This is a genomic window from Streptomyces sp. NBC_00448, assembly GCF_036014115.1.
Taxonomy (GTDB): Bacteria; Actinomycetota; Actinomycetes; order Streptomycetales; family Streptomycetaceae; genus Actinacidiphila.
The window spans coordinates 8,684,064-8,702,476 of the sequence record NZ_CP107913.1 but is presented as its reverse complement, the minus strand read 5'-3'; the positions used below and the strand labels follow the sequence as shown (position 1 = coordinate 8,702,476).

Sequence of the window (18,413 nt, the reverse complement as noted above, 5' to 3'; positions counted from 1 at the left end):
CGGTTTCCCGACCTCGGACTGCTCCCCGGTCAGACCCCCTGGCCGGCCGAGTGCGCCGCCGCGTACCGGCGCAGGAACAGCGCCTCGGTCAGCGTCATCCGCTCCAACTCCTCCGGCGAGACGCTCTCGTTGACCGCGTGGATCTGCGCCTCGGGCTCGCTCAGCCCGATCAGCAGGATCTCGGCGCTCGGGTACAGGGTGGCCAGGGTGTTGCACAGCGGGATCGAGCCGCCCTGCCCCACCACCGCCATCTCCTGGCCGTACGCCTCCCGCATCGCCTCGGCCATCGAGGCGTACGCCGGGCTGCCGGTGTCCGCGGCGAACGGCTGGCCGCTGCCCCGCCGGGTCACCTCGACCTTCGCTCCCCACGGCGCGGCCGCCCGCAGGTGGGTCTCCAGCGCCTCGGCGGCCTTGGCCGCGTCGACGCCCGGCGGCACCCGGACGCTCACCAGGGCGCCCGCCTCGGCCTGCACCGACGGGGTGGCGCCGACCACGGGCGGCGCGTCGATGCCGAGCACGGTCACCGCCGGCCGGGCCCACAGCCGGTCCGCGACGGCGCCGCCGCCGACCAGTTCCACACCGTCGAGCACCTTGGCGTCGCGGCGGAAGTCGGCCTCCTCGTAGGCCAGTCCCGACCACTCGCCGGAGCCGTCCAGGCCGTCGACGGTGGTGGCGCCGGACGCGTCGCGCAGCGTGGCGAGCATCTGGATCAGCGCGGCCAGCGCGTCGGGGGCGGCGCCGCCGAACTGCCCGGAGTGCAGGTTCCCCGCGAGGGTCGCCACCCGGACCTCGGTCAGCACCATGCCGCGCAGCGAGGAGGTGACCGTCGGCAGGCCGACCCGGAAGTTGCCGGTGTCGCCGATCACGATGGCGTCGGCGGTCAGCAGGTCGGGGTGGGCTTCGGCGTACCGCTCCAGGCCGCCGGTGCCCTGCTCCTCGGAACCCTCCACGATCACCTTGACGTTCAGCGGGACGCCACCGTGCTCGCGCAGCGCCCGCAGCGCGGTCAGGTGCATCACCAGACCGCCCTTGCAGTCGGCCGCGCCACGCCCGTACCACCGGCCGTCCCGTTCGGTCAGTTCGAACGGCGGGGAGAGCCAGGCCGATTCGTCCAGCGGCGGCTGGACGTCGTAGTGCGCGTAGAGCAGCACCGTCGGCGCGGCGGCCGGGCCGGGCAGCACTCCGTAGACCGACTGGGTGCCGTCGGGCGTGTCGAGCAGCGCCACTTCCTCGAAGCCCTCCTCCCGCAGCGCCGCCACGATCCAGGCCGCCGCTTTCTGCGACTCGCTGCGGGGGAACTGGCGCTCGTCGGCCACCGATGCGAACGACACCAGCTCGGCCAGTTCGGTCCTGGCCCGGGGGATCAGCGACGCGACGGTCTCGGACAGCGGGACTGACGACATGAATGCTCCTGGTAGGGACGGACGAGGCCGACACGACGGCGACGAAAAGCCGACAAAGGATGACAGGCACCGGCAGACCGGCGCCCCCGCCGGGGCCGGCGGGCCGTTGCCGATGGTGCCACAGCGAGCCCTTGGCCACGGGCGCAATAGGATGCTTGCGAACAGCGCTGAACAGCGAGGACAGCCGAGCGTGGCGAGCGGGAGCGAAAACGACGTGAGCGGTGAGCAGGCGGCCCAGGGCAGCGGTGCGGAGAACGACGGGACCGAGCCGGTCTGGGACGTCGTGGTGATCGGCGCGGGTCCGGCAGGCGCGTCTGCCGCCCACGCGGCAGCCGTGACCGGTCGGCGGGTCCTGCTGCTGGAGAAGTCCGAACTGCCGCGCTACAAGACCTGCGGCGGCGGCATCATCGGGCCGTCCCGGGATTCGCTGCCCCCCGGCTACGAACTCCCGCTGCGCGACCGCGTGCACGCGGTCACCTTCAGTCTCAACGGCCGGCTGACCCGCACCAAGCGCTCCCGGCAGATGCTCTTCGGCCTCATCAACCGGCCCGAGTTCGACAACGGGCTGGTCGAAGCCGCCCGCGAGGCCGGCGCCGAGGTGCGTACCGGGGTGACGGTCTGCCGGGTCGAGCAGCACGGACCGGGCGTGCCCGACCGCAGGACCGTCGCGGTCGTGGTGACCGGCGGCGCCGGGGGCAAGCGCGGCGAGGAGGAGACCCTCTACGCCCGCGCGGTGGTGGGCGCCGACGGCAGCGCCAGCCGGATAGGAGCACACGTCGGGGTCAAGCTCGACCAGGTCGACCTCGGCCTGGAGTCCGAGATCCCGGTGCCCGCCTCGGTCGCCGAGGACTGGGCCGGCCGGGTGCACATCGACTGGGGCCCGCTGCCCGGCAGTTACGGCTGGGTCTTCCCCAAGGGCGACTCCCTCACCGTCGGCGTGATCTCCGCGCGCGGAGACGGCGGCGCCACCAAGCGCTACCTGGACGACTTCATCGCCCGGCTCGGCCTGGCCGGTTTCGAGCCGAGCGTCTCCTCCGGCCACCTGACCCGCTGCCGCGCCGACGACTCCCCGCTCTCCCGCGGCCGCGTCCTGGTCTGCGGCGACGCGGCCGGACTGCTGGAGCCCTGGACCCGCGAGGGCATCTCCTACGCGCTGCGCTCCGGCCGGCTGGCCGGCGAGTGGGCGGTGCGCATCGCCGAGGCGCACGACGCGGTGGACGCCCGCCGGCAGGCCCTCAACTACGCGTTCGCGGTCAAGGCCGGGCTCGGCGTCGAGATGGGCGTCGGACGGCGGATGCTGGCGCTGTTCGAGCGGCGCCCCGGTCTGCTGCACGCCGCGCTGACCACCTTCCCCCCGGCCTGGCGCGCGTTCGCCGGGATCACCCGGGGGAAGCGCTCGCTCGCCGAGCTGGTCCGCACCCACTCGATCGCCCGCCGCGCGCTGGACGCGTACGACCGCACCTGACAGCGGCCGGCCCGGGTCCGGCGCCCCGCCTTCCGGCGCCCGGCGCCGACCCGGGGTACTTCGTACGGAGTACCCGCGCCGCCCACCGCCGGTGGACGCGGGGCCGGCGGGTGGCGGTCTAGCGTGGGGCGCATGACGTACGAGGACCGGCCGGAACCGCGGCGGCGCGGGCTGCTCGGCACCCGGCGCGTCTGGGTGCCGGTGATCGTGCTGGCGTTCGTCCAGCTGGTCGGGTCCAGCGTGGCCGGGCGGCACCAGCCGAGCCGCACCGAACTCGACGCGCTGGGGTACACCCTGCTGCTGGCCGGGCCGGTCATGCTCCTGTTCCGGCGGCAGCGGCCGGTCGCCGTGGCCGCCGGCACCGCCGCGGTCACGCTGCTCTACGTCATGCTCGGCTACCCGTTCGGGCCGGTGTTCGCCTCGATGGTGGTGGCGTTCTTCAGCGCGGTCGCCGCTGGCCACCGCAGAGCCGTGCTGGTCATCGCGGCGGCGGCCTACACCGCGCACATCCTGGTCGGCGCCTGGCTCTACCAGTGGCTGCCGTCGTCCGGCAGCCAGCGGCTGACGTGGGCGGAGGCGTCGGGGGTCGGCGCCTGGCTGCTGGCGGTGCTCGCCGGCGCCGAGCTGTACCGGGTCAGACGGGAGCAGGTCGCCCGGGACCGGCGGGAGCGCGCGGAGGCGGAGCGCCGCCGGGCGGACGAGGAGCGGCTGCGGATCGCCCGCGAGCTGCACGACGTGCTCGCCCACAGCATCTCGGTGATCAACGTCCAGGCGGGCGTCGCCCTCGCCCTGATGGACGAGCGGCCCGAGCAGGCGCGGACCGCGCTGACCACGATCAAGGCGGCGAGCAAGGAGGCGCTGGGCGAGGTGCGCCAGGTGCTCGGCACACTGCGCGCGCCCGGCGAGGCGCCGCGCTCCCCCGCGCCCGGCCTGGACCGGCTGCCCGAGCTCGTGGAGCAGGCGACCGCCGCGGGCCTCGCCGCCGAGGTCGCGGTCGAGGGCACCCGTGTGCGGCTGCCGCCGGGCGCGGACCTGGCCGCCTTCCGGATCGTCCAGGAGTCGCTGACGAACATCGTGCGGCACTCCGGCTCCCGCACCGCCCGGGTCCGCCTGACCTACCGGCCGGGCGCCGTCGAGGTGCTGGTCGACGACGACGGCCCGGCGGTCACGGGCGGCGAGACCGGCGGCGGCAACGGCCTGGTCGGCATGCGGGAACGGGTGGGCGCGCTGGGCGGTGAGCTACGGGCCGGGCCGCGGGCGGACGGCGGCTTCCGGGTTCGCGCGGTGCTGCCGCTGGGCGGGGAGAACCGGGACGGCGCGCGCCCTTCGTCCGCCCCGGACTCTCCGTCCGCCCCGGACTCTCGATCCGACCCGGGCCGACCCTCCGACCAGGACCACCCGTCCGACCAGGGGCACCCCTCCGACCCAGGGCGCCCCTCTGCCGCTGACCGTCCCTCCGGCTCATCCGATCCCTCCGGCCCCAGCGGCCTGACCTCCGCCGAGGAGCGCACATGATCCGCGTACTGCTCGCCGACGACCAGCTTCTGGTCCGGGCCGGGTTCCGGGCGCTGCTGGACGCGCAGCACGACATCGAGGTGGTCGGCGAGGCGGCGGACGGCGGGCAGGCGGTGCGCATGGTGCGCGAACTGACCCCGGACGCCGTGCTGATGGACATCCGGATGCCGGTGATGGACGGGCTGGTCGCCACCCGCACGATCACCGCGGACCCGGCGCTCGTGCAGGTGCGGGTGGTGGTGCTGACCACCTTCGAACTCGACGAGTACGTCTTCGAGGCGATCCGGTCAGGTGCCTCCGGGTTCCTGGTGAAGGACACCGAGCCGGCCGAACTCCTGCGCGCGGTCCGGGCAGTGGTCGGCGGCGACGCGCTGCTGTCCCCCGGCGTGACCCGCCGGCTGATCGCCGAGTTCGCCGCCCGTTCCAAGGAGCCGGCCACCGCCGCCGACCTCGAACAGCTCACCGACCGGGAGCGCGAGGTGATGGCGCTGGTCGGGATCGGCCTGTCCAACGACGAGATCGCCCGCCGGCTGGTGGTCAGCCCGCTCACCGCGAAGACGCACGTCAGCCGGGCGATGGTGAAGCTCGGCGCCCGCGACCGGGCCCAACTGGTGGTGCTCGCCTACGAGTCGGGGCTGGTCCGGCCCGGTTGGCTCGGCTGATCCCACACTGATCCGGCGGCGCCCCCGCCGCCCGCCCCGCGCTCAGCCGATCCGGTCGGCGCCGCCCCGCGCGCCGGACCTGCCGGCACCGCTGCTCGCGGCCCGCCGCACCACCCGCCGCGGCCGGTGCGGCGTCACCACCGGCACCAGGGGCGCCGCGCCCGGGTCCGTACCGCCGTCACCGTCGGCGCGCCCGTGGCCGTAGCCGTAGCCGTAGCCGGGACCGTGGTCGTCCCCGTGGCCGGCCGGGATGCGGGTCGGGTCCCACGGGTACGGCGGCGGGGCCTGTCGCCGCTGCCGGGCGCGGCGTTCGAAGCGGTGCAAGGTCAGCACGATCCGGCCGAAGAAGAGCCCGGCCGCCACGATCACCGCGGCGCTGACCCACCCGTCGCGGGCCGATCCGTGCGCCGCGCCCGCCATCACCGGGGTGGTCACGACGAGGAAGCCGGCCGCGCCGAGCACCGCGGCGGTCACCACCGCGTACATCGCCTCGACGGACGCGGCGTCGCGTTCCGCCTGCGTACGGCGCCCCGTCACGCCCCGGCCGCCCGTGCCCGCCCCGCTCATCTCCACCGCCTCCCGCACTCGCGTCCGCCGCTTCCCGGCCACCGCGCTAGACGCCGTACGGTACAGCCGCGTTCCCCCGAACCCGCCCGGAACGTGCGGCGCGTGGTCGGCAGTCGGCAGTCGGCAGTCGGCGGGAGGGTGCCCGGCGGCACCGGAGCGCGCGGGGCGCGGACGTGGACCGGCCCCGCGCGTTCCCTCCTCGCGCGGGGCCGGTCGTTCGTTCGTGAGCGGCGGGACGGTCCGGCTCAGTCGCGTGCGGTCACGCGGCCGTCGCGGACGTCGCGCTCCGTGCCGTCGGTGGCGTCGGCGCCCTGGGCGGCGGTGGCCTTGCCGGGCGCCTCCGTGTCCGAGGAGGCGACGAGGATGCCGTAGGAGGGACGGCGGCGGCGCAGCCCCGAGAGGGTGAGCAGCAGCCCGGCGAAGCCGACACCGGTGACCACCCACAGCCCGGGCCGGTAGCTGTCGAGGGTGGCCTGCGGGCCGGCGGGGTGGCCGCCCGCGCTGGAGGTGACCACCGCCGTGACGACGGCGAGGAAGATCGCGCCGCCGACCTGGAAGGACGTGTTCAGCAGCCCGGAGACCATGCCCTGCTCCTCGTCGCGCACCCCGTTGGTGGCCTGGATGTTCAGCGACGGGAAGGCGGTGGCGAAGGCGGCGCCGAGCAGCAGCATCGAGGGCAGGATGACGGTCGCGTAGTTCGGGTGCAGGCCGATCCGCAGGAACAGGACGTACCCGACGACCAGCGAGGTGAAGCCTGCCGCGATCACCCGCGGGGTGCCGAAGCGGTCGACGACCGGCCCCATCCGGGTGGAGAGGATCGCGACGAGCGAGCCCGCGGGCAGGAAGGCGAGCGCGGTGTGCATGGCGCTGTAGCCGAGGACGTTCTGAAGGTACTGCGTGACCAGGAACTGGAAGGCGACGTAGGACCCGAAGAAGGTGGCGGCGCCGAGGTTGGCGCGGACCTGGCTGGAGTCGCGCAGCACCGCGAGCCGGACCAGCGGGTGGGACGAGCGCTGCTCGATGACGGTGAAGGCGGCCAGCAGGGCCGCGACGGCGGCGAAGGAGCCGAGCGTGCGGGCCGAGGCCCATCCGACCGACGACGCCGAGACCACGGTGAACACCAGCAGCAGCATCGCGCCGGCGCCGGTGATCGCGCCCGGCAGGTCGAAGCCCCGGCCGTCGGCCTTCTCGCGCGGCGTCTTCGGGATCAGCTTCAGCCCGGCGATCAGGGCGATCAGGGCGACGGGGGCGGGCAGCAGCATCGTCCAGCGCCAGCCGGCCTCCGTCAGGAACCCGGAGAGCACCAGGCCCATGGAGAAGCCGGTGGCGCCGCAGCTAGAGTAGATGGTCAGCGCCTTGTTGCGGACCGGGCCCTCGGCGAAGCTGGTGGTGATGATGGACAGGCCCGCGGGCGCGGTGAACGCGGCGCTGAGGCCCTTGACGAACCGGGTGGCGATCAGCAGTTCGCCGGAGTCGACCAGGCCGCCGAGGAGCGAGGCCACCGCGAAGACCGCGAGGGCGATCAGGAAGACCCGGCGCCGGCCGAGCAGGTCGGCCGCGCGGCCGCCGAGGAGCAGCAGGCCGCCGTATCCGAGGATGTAGCCGCTGACGACCCATTGCAACGAGGACGTGGACAGGTGCAGGTCGCTGCCGATCGAGGGCAGCGCCACGCCGACCATCGAGACGTCGAGGGCGTCGAGGAAGAGCGCGGCGCACAGCACGAGGAGGGCGCCCCACTGCAAGGCGCTCCATCGCTGGTCGGAGCGGGGGACGGTAGGGGACGGGACTGACGGAGAGGTCATGCGGAACAGATTACATGCACGCGCATCCAATGCAAGCGCATTTAATGCCCGTGCATAAGGGTCGGCTTTCTGCTAACGTTGTGTCATGACCGGCGACAAGGGTGAGCGCGCGCTCGTGCAGGAATGGCGGGACATCCTGGCCGTTCACGCCCGTACGGCTTGCGAGATCGACCGCGAGCTGCACCGGTACGGACTCGGCGCCAGCGACTTCGAGGTGCTGGACGTCCTGATCGGCGACGACGCGGAGGACGGCTGCACCTTCCGCGTCCAGGAGCTCGCCGACCGCGTCCACCTCAGTCAGAGCGCGCTGTCCCGGCTGGTGGCCCGCCTGGAGAAGGAGGGCCTGGTCGACCGCGGCATCTGCAGCGAGGACCGGCGCGGGGTGCGGGTCGCCATCACGGAGGCCGGCCGCAGCCGCTACGAGCAGGCCCGCCCGTGCCACCGCGCGGTGCTGGAGCGGATGCTCGTCAGGTCCTGAGCCGACGGGGCGGCTGGGCGCCGGCCGGTGCCGCGGCCCCTCGCACTTCGGCGAGCGCCGCTTCCCTCCGGCGGAGGACCCTTGAGCTGCACTTACGCGGGTCGGTTGGTGTGGTGGCGTGCCCAGTCGCCGCGCGCTTCGATGAGTGCGTGTCGTACGTGGGTGTCCAGCACCTCGGCGTGAGCCCGGAATGCCGCGGCCGGTTCGGTGACGCCTTCCGGTCCGAGGGCTTCCATGCGGTAGTCGTCGACGAGGCGGAAGTTGAAGACGGGGATGCGTAGTTCGGGTTCGGCGGCGTAGGGGTCGCAGTCGATGCTGCCGCTGAAGACCGGCACCGGGTCGGTGTCGTGGCCGGGCTCGTCGGAGCCGTCGGGTGTACGCAGGGGCAAGGTGTGGCCGCGGACGTCCTGGTGGTGGTTGGTGTCGCTGAGCGCGATGCCGAGGCGGTCGACGGGGAGTTGGTGCTCGCTGGGGTCGTCGGCGGCCCACGGCGGGAGGTGGCCGCTGATGCTGAATCCGGTGTCGGTGGTGATGGTCCAGGTGCGGTTGCTTGCGGACGATGCGAGGGACGGTTGGTCGGTGGTGGCGGCGAACGTACGGTTGTCGGCCGCTGGGGTGACGGGCACGTGGTGTTCCTTGTCTACTGAGGTCCAATGAGGCTCGGCGGAGTCAGGCGGCCGGGTCGTTGAGGTCGATGACGGTGAAGTCCGCCAGCCGCATGATCAGTTGGTAGGCGCGGACCCAGGGCATGCGGGGGTCGCCGAAGGCGATCGGCGCGTCCTCGGCGACCTTCGGGCCGTCGGACGTGGGGGGCGTAGAGGACGCCGTTGACACCAAAGCCTCCGGTGACCGGGCTTTTGGAGGCTACGTGATAGCGCTCCTGGTCAACCAGGCAGTCTTCATGCGGGACTTTCGCCAAGCCGTCGCCTTCGCCGAAGCTGGCATCCGTACGGCGGGCGCGCACGTCTCTCCCGCGCTGGCGACCGACCTCCATGCCATGCAGGCCAAGGCGTTCTCCCGTATGGGTGACCAAGGCGCCGCCCATCGCTGCATGGTTCTCGCCGAAGCCGCCGCTACCCGAATCCGGCCCGCCGATGAGTCGGCCGAACTCGGCTACGTCCAACCCGGCCTAGGGCGTGTGTGGAGTTGTGATCTCGTGGGGTCCCGGCCTGGGAGGGCCGGGCTCCTTGGGGTAGAACGGTAGGGTGTCTCGACCTCAACTTTCGGATGCCGAGTGGGAGTTCGTCTCCCCGTTTCTGCCGGTCGGTGAGTACGGTCCGTATCCGGAGAACCTGCGGGCGCACTTCGAGGGCGTCGTGTGGCGGTTTCGGAACGGGGCGAAATGGCGGGAGTTGCCCGAGCGGTTCGGGCACTGGTCCACCGTGTACGGCCGGTTTCGGCAGTGGCGGGATGCCGGGGTGTTCACTGCGGTGTTCCAGGGTGCGATCGCCGAGGCGGCGAGGCGGGGCCTGGTGGACTTGTCGCTGGTCAGCGTGGACTCGACCACGGCGAGGGCCCATCATGATGCCGCCGGGATGATCATGGAGCCCGGGACTCTGGACGCATTGGAGAAGGCCGCCGCTGAAAAAGGGGAGCCAGCGGGGAACAAGACGGGCAGATAGGTCTGGAGCGGGAGGAACGACGGCGCGTGAGGCGTCGCCGCAGAGTCCGGCTCGCTGCCGCTGACCTGGGGCGTTCCCGCGGCGGACTGACCACGAAGACGCACCTGTCCTGCGTTCCGCAGTGCCTGCCCCTCTCGCTCAAGATCACCGCAGGTCAGGCGGGAGACAGTCCGCAGTTCATCCCCGTCCTGGACAAGATCCGCGTCCCCGGCCCGGTCGGCCGACCCCGCACCCGGCCCGGCGCAGTCGCCGGCGACAAGGCGTACTCCTCCCGCAAGAACCGTGCTCACCTGCGCAAACGCGGGATCAAAGCGGTCATCCCCGAGAAGAAGGACCAGGCCGCCCACCGCAAGAAGCGCGGCTCACGTGGCGGACGGCCCGTCACCTACGACAAGGAGCTGTACAAGCTCCGCAACAGCGTCGAACGCACCATCAACAAGATCAAGGACTGGCGCGGCCTCGCCGTCCGCTACGACAAAAAGCCTGGAAGCTACCAGGCCGGACTCGAATTATGCGCCGGCCTGCTCTGGATCCGACACCTCGGATCACAGTCTTGATCACAACTCCATACAGACCCTAGTTGAGGCCCAACTCGCCGAAGCCCTCATCAGCCTCGGCGACTGGACCCCAGCCCAGACCTACGCCACCGAAGCTGTACGTGCCCAAGCACACGCCCGCGGGTCCGTGCATCGCCTGGCCATCCTTGCCACTGCTGACCTCGGCCGCGGCGATCCCGAACAGGCCGCAGCCCACAGCCTCGCGGCTCTCGCCCTGGCACAGGGCCAGGAGTCGCAGCGTCTACGGGACCGATTCACCCGCCTTCGCGCCCTGCTCGCCGACCACAGCTCGGTCGCCGGGCGCGATGCCGTCGAGCAGATCGACGCCTCACTCTCCCTGCCTCTGTGACCAGCCCGGTCCGGTACCGTCCCAGGCACCGGGCAGCCAGCCATGGACGGAGCACGTACGTGTCGGTGTGGAAGAACCACGGCGAGAAGACGGTCTACGAGAATCCCTGGCTCACCCTCAACCTCGCCGACGTCGAACTCCCCGACGGCCGCCACCTCGACCACTACCTGATCCGCCAACGCCCGGTAGCGCTGGCCACCACCGTCAACGAAGCAGGCGAAGCCCTCCTGCTGTGGCGGCACCGCTTCATCACCGACACCTGGGGCTGGGAACTCGCCGCCGGCGTGGTCGAACACGGCGAGGACGTCGAAGCAGCCGCCGCCCGCGAGATGCTGGAGGAAACCGGATGGCGCCCCGGCCCCCTCAAGCACCTCATGACCGTTGAGCCCTCCAACGGCCTCGCCGACGGCCACCACCACGTCTACTGGTCCACCACCGCCGAGTACGTCGGGCACCCCGAGGACGACTTCGAGTCGGAGCGACGGGAATGGGTGCCGCTCGCGTCCGTACCCATGCTCGTTCAGCGGGGCGAGATCAGATCGGCGAACGCGGTGGCCGCGCTCCTCCTGCTCCACCACATGCACGGCACCGAAGGCCTATCGCCCGCAGATGCCGGCTGACGGGCGGCTGCGCCCCCGTACGCGGTACGGCGTCAACTGCCGTGCCCCGCGCTGCCGTCGCCGAGGATGAACGGCGACGGGATCGGCACGGCGTCGCGTCTCCGGTGCCGGATACTGGCGGGATGGCGTCCCCCCAACTGGCACCCGAGGTCACCACCTTCTACACCAGCCTCTTCGACGAAGGGAGCCGGTTGACGTCTTCGGCTGACGGAAGACTGGAACTGCTGCGCACGCAGGAGTTGTTGCGGCGCTTCCTGCCGGAGGCACCCGCACGCGTGCTGGATGTCGGCGGCGGAACCGGCGTGCACGCCCGCTGGCTGGTGGCGGACGGATACGAGGTGCGGCTCGTCGACCCGGTCGCACGCCATGTGGAGCAGGCACGCGACATCTGCCCGGCCGAACTCGGTGACGCCCGCGGCCTCGACGCGCCGGACTCCTCGTACGACGTCGTGACGCTGCTCGGTCCGCTGTACCACCTGCCCGAGCGCGAGGACCGCCTGCGAGCGCTGCGCGAGGCCGCCCGCGTGACGCGGCCCGGGGGCCTCGTGGCAGCCGCGGCGATCAACCGCTACTCGTCCGTCTTCGAACACACCGCCCTGGCGCACCTGCACCACGAACGCCTGCGGGACTCGATCACGGACATCCTCGCCACCGCCACCTACGACGGCCGGCGCGGCTTCACCGTGTCCTACTTCCACCGGGCGGAAGAGCTCGCCGCGGAAGTGGGGGCCGCGGGGCTCCGGGAGGTGGAGGTGTTCGGCATCGAGGGCCCCACCTGGTCGCTGCTCAAGGCCGTCGAGCAGAGTACGGGCGCCCCGCCGAGCGAGGAACTCTTCCAATCCGCCCTGACCGCCGCCCGCCTGGCCGAGCCCTACCCCGAACTCCTCGCCGCCAGCTCCCACCTCCTGGCCGTCGGCCGCAACCCGGACTGACCGGACTGACCGGGCCGACCGGGCCGACCGGGCCGGCGTCCCCCGGGCACCCCGAAGACGCCGGGGGCCGGGGGCCGAACACCGGGTGGCGGGTTCGTCAGGACGCGGCGCCGGAGGACAGCCAGAGGTCCATCACGTCGCGGTCGCCGCGTACGGACAAGCGGTCGTGGGGCAGCCGGTTCCACAGCGCCAGGTACAACTCAGCAGCCGGCGCGCTCACTTCGCAGTCGGCGCGGCCGTCCGCACCGCCCCGCTCCCAGCGCGGCGGCTCCGGGGTGAAATGCAGGGTCCAGCCGCTGTCCCCCGCCACGTCCTCGGTACGCACCCGCAGGGTGCGCGGCTGCGGGCTGCGCGCCCGGTTGCGGCCCTTGCCCTCGAACCGGAGCATGAGTTCGTCCACGCCGTCCGCGGCGAAAGCGGGGTCCACCGCTGACGGGGCCAGGCCGGCGGCGGCCTGGGCGTCGACGCGGTGGACGGTGGTCTCGTGTGCCTGGCGGCGGACCCAAAACTCCAGCGGCGAGGGCGCGGGCATGAAGGTCCAGCAGACCAGGTCCGCCGGGGCGTCCTCCAGCACCTCCACCAGCCGGGCGTGCGAGAGCCGGTACCAGTCGACGAGTTCGCCGCGGTCGGAGCCGGTGCCGTCGCTCCCCGTGCCGCTCGGCGCCGTGTCGTCGAGTTGGGCGGGCTCGGTACGCCCCTCGGCGACGAACCCGGCCGCCCAGCGGTGCACCGACCCGGTGTGCCGCAGCAGATCGCGGACCTGCCACTTCGGGCAGGTGGGCACGGGCGCGTCCAGCCCCGCACGCTGTGCGGCGTCGGCCAGCAGGGGTCCCTCGCGGCGCAGCGTCTCGATGAACTCGGCAGTCTCCATAGGGGAATTGTGCCGGGTCGGCGGCACCGGTCAACGTGCGGCGACACGGCGCCGGGCGGCGCGCACCCCGTAACCGATCAGCACGGCGTCCAAGTCCGCCGCGACGACCGCGGCGATCACGGTCAGCGTCCAGCCGGTCCACCCGCTCGCGGCCGACGACACGTCCAGCCCGCCGACGGCCGCGAACAGCCGCCACAGCGCCGGTGTCCAGGGCAGCGTCGCCAGTTCGAGCAGCACCCCGCTGAACGACAGCGCCGGGCCGCCCGCGATCGCGGTCTGCAGCAGCGTCAGCAGCAGGCACACCGCGACCACGCCCAGATAGATCCGCGCGGCCCGCTCACCGGCCACGACACGAGCGGCACGGGCGGTACGGCCGGCACGAACCGTACGGGCGGTACGGCCGGCCCAGGGCAGCATGCGCATCGGCTCCTCCTGCGGTGCGTACGGGGCCCCCGCGCGGGGGCACCTGCGGGCTCGTACCGGCGGCGACAGGCCGCAGCGGCCTTACGCCACCGCGACGTTCCGCGGGGCCACCAGCATGCCGCCTCGACGCCGTTCGCGCGCCTGTGATGTACGTCAAGCCGACCGGGGCGGTGAGGTGTGCCGTACCGACCAGGCGATCACCGCGGCGACGGCGGCGAGCGCGGAGACCGTGGTCAGCGCGGTGGGCAGGCCGACCGCGTCGGTGAGGAAGCCGATCGCGGGCGGGCCGAGCAGCATCCCGCCGTAGCCGAGCGTGGAGGCGGCGGCCACTCCGCTCGGACCGGTCAGCGCGCCGGCGCGTGCGATGGCGGTCGGGAAGAGGTTCGCCAGGCCGAGGCCGGTCAGCGCGAAGCCGACCATCACCAGCGCGGTGAACGGCGCGAGCGCGCCCAGCAGCATCCCGCCGCACGCGGTCAACCCGCCGAACACCAGCGCGCGGCTCTGCCCGAGCCGGGTGATCAGCGCGGCGCCGGTCAGCCGCCCGATGGTCATCGCCGAGGTGACGCAGGCGTAGCCGGCCGCCGCGATCCCGGGCCCGTTGTGCAGGTCCTGCTGGATGTGCAGCGCGCCCCACTCGGCGAGCGCGCCCTCGCCGTACGCCGAGCAGCCCGCGATCATGCCGAACACGGCGACCAGCAGGGTCGTACGGTGGCCGGCGGGTCCCCGCTTCCCGTCCGGCGCCTTCCCGGCGGGTGCCTTCCCGGCGGGCGCCGTCCCGTCCGGCGCCGGCGTCGTACGCTCCAGGTCGGCCCCGGCCCCAGCGCCGGCCTCGGCACCCCTTCCGGCCTCGGCACCCGCACCCGCCCCGCCCTCCTCCCGCGCCGCGGGACCCCGTACGCCCCCGCGGCTGAGCGGATGCGCCACCAGCACCCGCCCCGCGAACAGCACCGTCAACAGGCCGATCGGCGTGAGCAGCATCAGATGGGTGGCGGGCGACAGGTGCGACGCCAGCAGCCCGCCGATACCCGCGCCGAGCAGACCGCCCATGCTGTAGGCGGCGTGGAAACTGGACATCACCGGGCGGCGCAGCGCGGCGACCAGGTCGACGGCGACGCTGTTCATCGCGACGTTGAGGCCGCCGTAGGACGCGCCGAAGAACAGCAGCACCAGGCCGAGGGCGAGGGCCGAATGGGTACGCGGCGGCAGGGCCACGCTGACCGCCAGCATGGCCGCGGTCACGACGGTCACCCGCTCGTTCCCGAAGGTGCGGCACAGCCGGCCGGTGAGCACCATCGTGGCGATCGCCCCGACCGACACGCCCAGCAGCGCGAGCCCCAACTGCCCGGCGGACGCGCCGACCTGGGCCTTGATGGCAGGGATGCGCACCACCCACCCGGCGAACAGGAACCCGTCAACGGCGAAGAAGACCGTCAACGCGACGCGCAGCGCGCGCAGGGCCGGGTCGGCGGCGAATGTGTGGTGGGATCGGGACAGCGCCGTCCCTATTTTGTTCAACGTCGGCACAAAGTGAGAATAGAGTGGTGACACAGATTCGGACAAGGCTTGAGCGCGGCCGAGGCGCGCTCGGTCCAGCGCTCGGCCTGGTACACACCGGCCGCGCGCCGACCCGCGCCCTGCTCACCGCGGAACTGGGTGTGACCCGCGCCACCGCCGGGGCGGTGGCGGCCGAACTCGAGGCGCTCGGCCTGATCCGGGTCGACACCCGGCCGACCGGGCCCTCCGGCGCGCAGGGTCGCCCCTCCCACCGGCTGGAGGTGGCCCCCGAAGGACCGGTCGCGCTCGCCGCGCAGGTGCACGCCGACGGCTTCCGCGCCGCGCTGGTCGGCCTCGGCGGTGAGACGGTGGCGACCGCGCCCGGCTGCATGACGGTCCCGGCCGACCCCGCGCACGTACTCGGCGAGGTGGTGGCGGCCGGCGCGGAGCTGCTGCGCGCCCACAGGCGGGAGTGCGTCGGCGCCGGGCTCGCGGTGCCGTCCGCGGTCGCCGAGCCCGAGGGCACCGCGCTCAACCCGCTGCACCTGGCCTGGCCGGCCGGCGCGCCCGTGCTGCGGGTGTTCACCGAGCAGGTGGCCAGGGCCGGTATCACCGGTCCCGGCGGGCGCCCGGTGCCCTGCTTCGTGGGCAACGACGTCAACGTGGCCGCGCTCGCCGAACACCGCCACGGGGCCGGCCGCGACGCCCAGCACCTGCTGGTGGTCGCCTCCGGCCACCGCGGGGTCGGCGGCGCCCTCGTGCTCGACGGCCGCCTGCACACCGGCAGCGCGGGGCTGGCCCTGGAGGTCGGCCACCTGACCGTCCGGCCGGACGGGCGGCCCTGCCACTGCGGCTCCCGCGGCTGCCTCGACGTCGAGGCGGACCCGCTCGCCTTCATCGAGGCCGCCGGACGCCCGGCGGGCCCGGAGATCTCGCTGCTGGAGCAGTCCCGCGACCTGCTGCGCACCGAGTACGACGACCCGTCCGTGCGCCGCGCCGCCCATATCCTCATCGACCGGCTCGGCACCGGCCTGGCCGGACTCGTCAACGTGCTCAACCCCGACCGCATCCTGCTCGGCGGCCTGCACGGCCACCTGCTGGACGCCGACCCCGACCGGCTGCGCGCGGTCGTCGCCGACCGCAGCCTGTGGGGGCGCAGCGGAAGCGTGCCGCTGCTGGCGTGCGCGCTGAACCACAACAGCCTCGTCGGCGCCGCCGAACTCGCCTGGCAACCGGTCCTGGACGACCCTTTGAGCGCGCTCGGCGGCTGAGCGGCCACGTGCCCCGGACCGCGGGTGGAGGGCCGTCGGTACGCAACCCGGCGACGGCCTCGGACGCGGCCGCCTCGGCCGCCCCGGACATGGCCCATCGAGGTCCGACGGGGCGGTACGGTGTCGACCACTTCCGTTGTGCGGCCAGTTGGGGGCGGACATCATGCGGCTTCTTCTCACCTCCGCCGGCGTCACCAACCAGAGCATCCGGGACGCGCTGGTCGACCTCCTGGGCAAACCGATCGCCGAGGCCCACGCCCTGTGCATCCCCACCGCGGGGTACGGGAGTTCCTTCGGACCGGTCGGGCCCTGGCGCTTCCTCCGCGGGGCCGATCTGGGGTGGAGGTCCGTGGGGGTGCTGGAGCTCACCGCGCTGCCCAGCATCGACCGGGAGCGCTGGGTGCGGTGGGTCCGAGCGGCCGACGTCCTGCTGGTGAACGGCGGCGACACCCTGTACCTGAGCCACTGGATGCGGGAGTCCGGGCTGGCCGACCTCCTGCCGTCGCTGCCCGAGACGGTCTACGTGGGAATCAGCGCCGGGAGCCTGGCGCTGACCCCCCGCGTCGTGCGGGACTTGGACGACTGGATGCCGCCCACCGGTGACGACCGCACGCTCGGGTTGGTCGACTTCTCGATCTTCCCGCACCTGAACCGCGCGGAGCTGCCGGAGAACACCATGGCCGCGGCGGAGAGTTGGGCGGCCGAGATCGCGGGGCCGGCGTACGCGATCGACGACGCCACCGCCGTCAAGGTGGACGGCGGCGCCGTGGACGTCGTCTCCGAGGGGAACTGGAAGCTCTTCACGCCCGCCCCGTGAACTCCCGCCGCATGAACGCCTGTCCCATGAACGTCAGCGACTGAACGTCAGCGACCTTCCGTACGCACCCGGCGGCTCGTGAAACACGGCCGGGGCCGCCCGGTCAGCGCGAGGCGGCCGGCCCGACACCGGCGAGGACGAGATCGACCCCGGCCGGGAACTGCTCGCCGTCGTCGTGCTCGCGCGGCTGATCCGCGACCGGTTCGCGTGAGCGGATACTTCTCCGGGTCCAGCGCCTCCCAGCCTTCGCCACGCTGTCGAGGAACGTGGCGCGGTCCATGTCGGGCCGAACGTGCGGGCGCTCGCGCTGTTCGCGGCGTTCCGGCCGGCGGCACCGAGGATGTAGTGCACCAGCACCGAGGTCGCCGTGGACCAGCCGCCCTCGGGCACGCCCAGCGCGGGCGGAAACCGCTCAGGAGACGCGCGGAGGCACCGGCCGCGCGGGCCGCGGCGACGGCACCGTGTGGCTCGGCGCCAGCCCCACCGAGTCCCCGTCAGCGCCCATGACGCGGGCCAGTTTCAGACCGGCCTCGAAGCGGCTGGTCGCGTTCAGCCGCTCCATGAGCTTGGCCACCGCGCGCTGCACGGTCCGGCGGTGCACACCGAGCTTGCGGGCGATCTGGTCGTCGCTGAGACCGCTGGCCATGAGCCGTACGACCACCCGCTCCTGGGCGCTGAGCGCGGTCCGCTCGGACTGGGCGACCGCCCGATGGTAGGGCACCGCACGCAGCCAGTAGTCCTCGTAGAGCGCCACCTGGGCGCTGACCAGGGCCGAGCCGTGCAGCAGGATCACGGCCCGCGAACCCGTGCCCGCGGCGGCCGGGTTGAAGGCGATCAGGCCGTCGAGCACGAGCAGGTCGTAGACCGCGTGGTCGATCAGCCGGACCTCGACGCCGGCCTGCGCGAGGTCGTGCAGATAGCGCGCGTGCTTGGGAGTCTCGAGCAGCGCCTGCCGGTAGATCGCCCGGCACCGCACCCCCCGTGCGACGAGCGCCCTGTCCTGGGCCAGCGAGCGGTTGAGCACCTCCATCGACGGCATGGCGCCGGGGTGCAACGCGTCACAACTCACCTTGATCGCGGTCGCAAGCTCCTGCAACCTGCGGTCCTTCTGCTTCGGATCGGTGATCAGCTCCACTTCGGCTTGGAGCGTGTCCGGCGAAAGGGGAGGTTGATAGAGCGTCAGCAGCACGTGCGCGAGCTGCTCCAGGTCGCTGACGCTCGCCGCGTGCGCTGCGGCAGTCGCCTGGTGGGCCTGCGCCTTCCCGAGCAGCGCCGCGTTGGCTTCGACGGGCTCGATCGACTCCTGCACGTCACGTACCAGGCCCAGCCGGCGCAACTGCCGTATGCCGCGCTCCACCTGATCGAGATCGAGTCCCGTCTCGGCGGGCAGGTCGACCACCGCCGCCTTACCCACGGTCCGCAACACCTGATAGGCGGAGAGTGCGTACTTCTCGTCGTCCTCCATCGGCCCCCCTGCTGTCTTGCCGTGTCATCGCCCGCAACCGGTTCTCCGCAGTGGCGGGGAAACAGTATGCCGGGTCCGTATCCTCGCCCCCGCGCCGGCG

Annotated in this window: 19 protein-coding genes and 2 pseudogenes; 11 read left to right on the top strand and 10 right to left on the bottom strand. The window is 73.2% G+C overall.

The annotated features are described in order from the left end of the window. Positions 1-29: 29 nt before the first annotated feature. Positions 30-1,403 (bottom strand): dipeptidase, encoded by a 1,374-nt coding sequence (locus OG370_RS37400; protein WP_328472287.1) that lies wholly within the window; start codon positions 1,401-1,403, stop codon positions 30-32. Between the two features lie 214 nt (positions 1,404-1,617). On the opposite strand from OG370_RS37400, the gene OG370_RS37395 reads away from it, so the two are divergent. From OG370_RS37395 to OG370_RS37385, 3 genes are all read left to right on the top strand, one after another. Continuing rightward, complete coding sequence (locus tag OG370_RS37395) at positions 1,618-2,868, top strand: geranylgeranyl reductase family protein (protein ID WP_328472285.1); 1,251 nt, start codon at positions 1,618-1,620, stop codon at positions 2,866-2,868. Between the two features lie 132 nt (positions 2,869-3,000). After that, positions 3,001-4,383, top strand: a complete 1,383-nt coding sequence (locus tag OG370_RS37390; RefSeq protein ID WP_328472283.1) for a sensor histidine kinase — start codon at positions 3,001-3,003, stop codon at positions 4,381-4,383. Next, a complete protein-coding gene (locus OG370_RS37385) occupies positions 4,380-5,045 on the top strand; it encodes a response regulator transcription factor (RefSeq protein WP_328472281.1) in 666 nt (221 codons plus the stop codon). Before OG370_RS37390 ends, OG370_RS37385 begins: the two co-directional genes overlap by 4 nt. A 42-nt stretch (positions 5,046-5,087) precedes the next feature. Here OG370_RS37385 and OG370_RS37380 read toward each other — a convergent pair whose 3' ends face one another. Together OG370_RS37380 and OG370_RS37375 are read right to left on the bottom strand one after the other, a co-directional pair. Beyond that, a complete protein-coding gene (locus OG370_RS37380; protein WP_328472279.1) occupies positions 5,088-5,612 on the bottom strand; it encodes a DUF6332 family protein in 525 nt (174 codons plus the stop codon). Between the two features lie 245 nt (positions 5,613-5,857). After that, complete coding sequence (locus tag OG370_RS37375; protein WP_328472277.1) at positions 5,858-7,414, bottom strand: MFS transporter; 1,557 nt, start codon at positions 7,412-7,414, stop codon at positions 5,858-5,860. Between the two features lie 85 nt (positions 7,415-7,499). Here OG370_RS37375 and OG370_RS37370 point away from each other — a divergent pair, with 85 nt between their 5' ends. Further along, positions 7,500-7,892 carry a MarR family winged helix-turn-helix transcriptional regulator gene (locus OG370_RS37370; protein ID WP_328472275.1) on the top strand — a complete coding sequence of 131 codons (393 nt, stop codon included), beginning with the start codon at positions 7,500-7,502 and terminating at the stop codon, positions 7,890-7,892. A 92-nt stretch (positions 7,893-7,984) separates the two neighbouring features. On the opposite strand, the gene OG370_RS37365 is transcribed toward OG370_RS37370, so the two are convergent. Then, positions 7,985-8,518 carry a DUF6907 domain-containing protein gene (locus OG370_RS37365; protein WP_328472274.1) on the bottom strand — a complete coding sequence of 178 codons (534 nt, stop codon included), beginning with the start codon at positions 8,516-8,518 and terminating at the stop codon, positions 7,985-7,987. 43 nt (positions 8,519-8,561) lie between these two features. Further along, positions 8,562-8,726: a hypothetical protein gene (locus OG370_RS37360; RefSeq protein ID WP_328472272.1), complete on the bottom strand. Its 165-nt coding sequence runs from the start codon at positions 8,724-8,726 to the stop codon at positions 8,562-8,564. Position 8,727: 1 nt separating this feature from the next. Here OG370_RS37360 and OG370_RS37355 point away from each other — a divergent pair. The 5 genes and pseudogenes from OG370_RS37355 to OG370_RS37335 all read left to right on the top strand — a co-directional run. After that, positions 8,728-9,033: pseudogene (locus OG370_RS37355) on the top strand (transcriptional regulator); the annotation flags it as partial. A 64-nt stretch (positions 9,034-9,097) separates the two neighbouring features. Beyond that, positions 9,098-10,071: pseudogene (locus tag OG370_RS37350) on the top strand (IS5 family transposase). 127 nt (positions 10,072-10,198) lie between these two features. Continuing rightward, on the top strand, positions 10,199-10,420 hold the full coding sequence (locus OG370_RS37345) for a hypothetical protein (RefSeq protein ID WP_328472270.1): 222 nt from the start codon (positions 10,199-10,201) through the stop codon (positions 10,418-10,420). A gap of 59 nt (positions 10,421-10,479) precedes the next feature. Beyond that, positions 10,480-11,040, top strand: coding sequence for an NUDIX hydrolase (locus OG370_RS37340; protein WP_443060815.1), 561 nt, complete (start codon positions 10,480-10,482; stop codon positions 11,038-11,040). A 122-nt stretch (positions 11,041-11,162) separates the two neighbouring features. Next, entirely contained in the window at positions 11,163-11,972 is an 810-nt protein-coding gene (locus tag OG370_RS37335; RefSeq protein ID WP_328472268.1) for a class I SAM-dependent methyltransferase, read from the top strand. 97 nt (positions 11,973-12,069) lie between these two features. Here the strand turns inward: OG370_RS37335 and OG370_RS37330 are convergent, their stop codons facing one another. From OG370_RS37330 to OG370_RS37320, 3 genes are all read right to left on the bottom strand, one after another. Then, the gene (locus OG370_RS37330; RefSeq protein ID WP_328472266.1) at positions 12,070-12,843 is read right to left on the bottom strand and encodes a maleylpyruvate isomerase family mycothiol-dependent enzyme; all 774 of its coding nucleotides are present in this window, start codon (positions 12,841-12,843) and stop codon (positions 12,070-12,072) included. Positions 12,844-12,873: 30 nt separating this feature from the next. After that, positions 12,874-13,266, bottom strand: coding sequence for an SCO4225 family membrane protein (locus tag OG370_RS37325; RefSeq protein ID WP_328472264.1), 393 nt, complete (start codon positions 13,264-13,266; stop codon positions 12,874-12,876). A gap of 153 nt (positions 13,267-13,419) precedes the next feature. Beyond that, positions 13,420-14,790, bottom strand: coding sequence for an MFS transporter (locus tag OG370_RS37320; protein ID WP_328472262.1), 1,371 nt, complete (start codon positions 14,788-14,790; stop codon positions 13,420-13,422). Between the two features lie 17 nt (positions 14,791-14,807). Between OG370_RS37320 and OG370_RS37315 the strand changes: the two genes are divergently transcribed. Both OG370_RS37315 and OG370_RS37310 read left to right on the top strand, forming a co-directional pair. Beyond that, positions 14,808-16,031 (top strand): ROK family protein, encoded by a 1,224-nt coding sequence (locus OG370_RS37315; RefSeq protein WP_328472260.1) that lies wholly within the window; start codon positions 14,808-14,810, stop codon positions 16,029-16,031. A gap of 163 nt (positions 16,032-16,194) precedes the next feature. Next, the gene (locus tag OG370_RS37310; RefSeq protein ID WP_328472258.1) at positions 16,195-16,848 is read left to right on the top strand and encodes a Type 1 glutamine amidotransferase-like domain-containing protein; all 654 of its coding nucleotides are present in this window, start codon (positions 16,195-16,197) and stop codon (positions 16,846-16,848) included. A 103-nt stretch (positions 16,849-16,951) separates the two neighbouring features. Here the strand turns inward: OG370_RS37310 and OG370_RS37305 are convergent, their stop codons facing one another. Continuing rightward, positions 16,952-17,128, bottom strand: a complete 177-nt coding sequence (locus OG370_RS37305; protein WP_328472256.1) for a hypothetical protein — start codon at positions 17,126-17,128, stop codon at positions 16,952-16,954. A gap of 132 nt (positions 17,129-17,260) precedes the next feature. Then, positions 17,261-18,313: a helix-turn-helix transcriptional regulator gene (locus OG370_RS37300; protein WP_328472254.1), complete on the bottom strand. Its 1,053-nt coding sequence runs from the start codon at positions 18,311-18,313 to the stop codon at positions 17,261-17,263. Positions 18,314-18,413: the final 100 nt, after the last annotated feature.

Bases quoted from the DNA above. Each gene is read 5' to 3' on its own strand.
- OG370_RS37335 (WP_328472268.1), top strand. From the start codon at position 11,163: ATGGCGTCCCCCCAACTGGCACCCGAGGTCACCACCTTCTACACCAGC.
- OG370_RS37325 (WP_328472264.1), bottom strand. From the start codon at position 13,266: ATGCGCATGCTGCCCTGGGCCGGCCGTACCGCCCGTACGGTTCGTGCC.
- OG370_RS37400 (WP_328472287.1), bottom strand. From the start codon at position 1,403: ATGTCGTCAGTCCCGCTGTCCGAGACCGTCGCGTCGCTGATCCCCCGG.
- OG370_RS37375 (WP_328472277.1), bottom strand. From the start codon at position 7,414: ATGACCTCTCCGTCAGTCCCGTCCCCTACCGTCCCCCGCTCCGACCAG.
- OG370_RS37310 (WP_328472258.1), top strand. From the start codon at position 16,195: ATGCGGCTTCTTCTCACCTCCGCCGGCGTCACCAACCAGAGCATCCGG.
- OG370_RS37370 (WP_328472275.1), top strand. From the start codon at position 7,500: ATGACCGGCGACAAGGGTGAGCGCGCGCTCGTGCAGGAATGGCGGGAC.
- OG370_RS37390 (WP_328472283.1), top strand. From the start codon at position 3,001: ATGACGTACGAGGACCGGCCGGAACCGCGGCGGCGCGGGCTGCTCGGC.
- OG370_RS37330 (WP_328472266.1), bottom strand. From the start codon at position 12,843: ATGGAGACTGCCGAGTTCATCGAGACGCTGCGCCGCGAGGGACCCCTG.
- OG370_RS37385 (WP_328472281.1), top strand. From the start codon at position 4,380: ATGATCCGCGTACTGCTCGCCGACGACCAGCTTCTGGTCCGGGCCGGG.
- OG370_RS37300 (WP_328472254.1), bottom strand. From the start codon at position 18,313: ATGGAGGACGACGAGAAGTACGCACTCTCCGCCTATCAGGTGTTGCGG.
- OG370_RS37380 (WP_328472279.1), bottom strand. From the start codon at position 5,612: ATGAGCGGGGCGGGCACGGGCGGCCGGGGCGTGACGGGGCGCCGTACG.
- OG370_RS37305 (WP_328472256.1), bottom strand. From the start codon at position 17,128: ATGGACCGCGCCACGTTCCTCGACAGCGTGGCGAAGGCTGGGAGGCGC.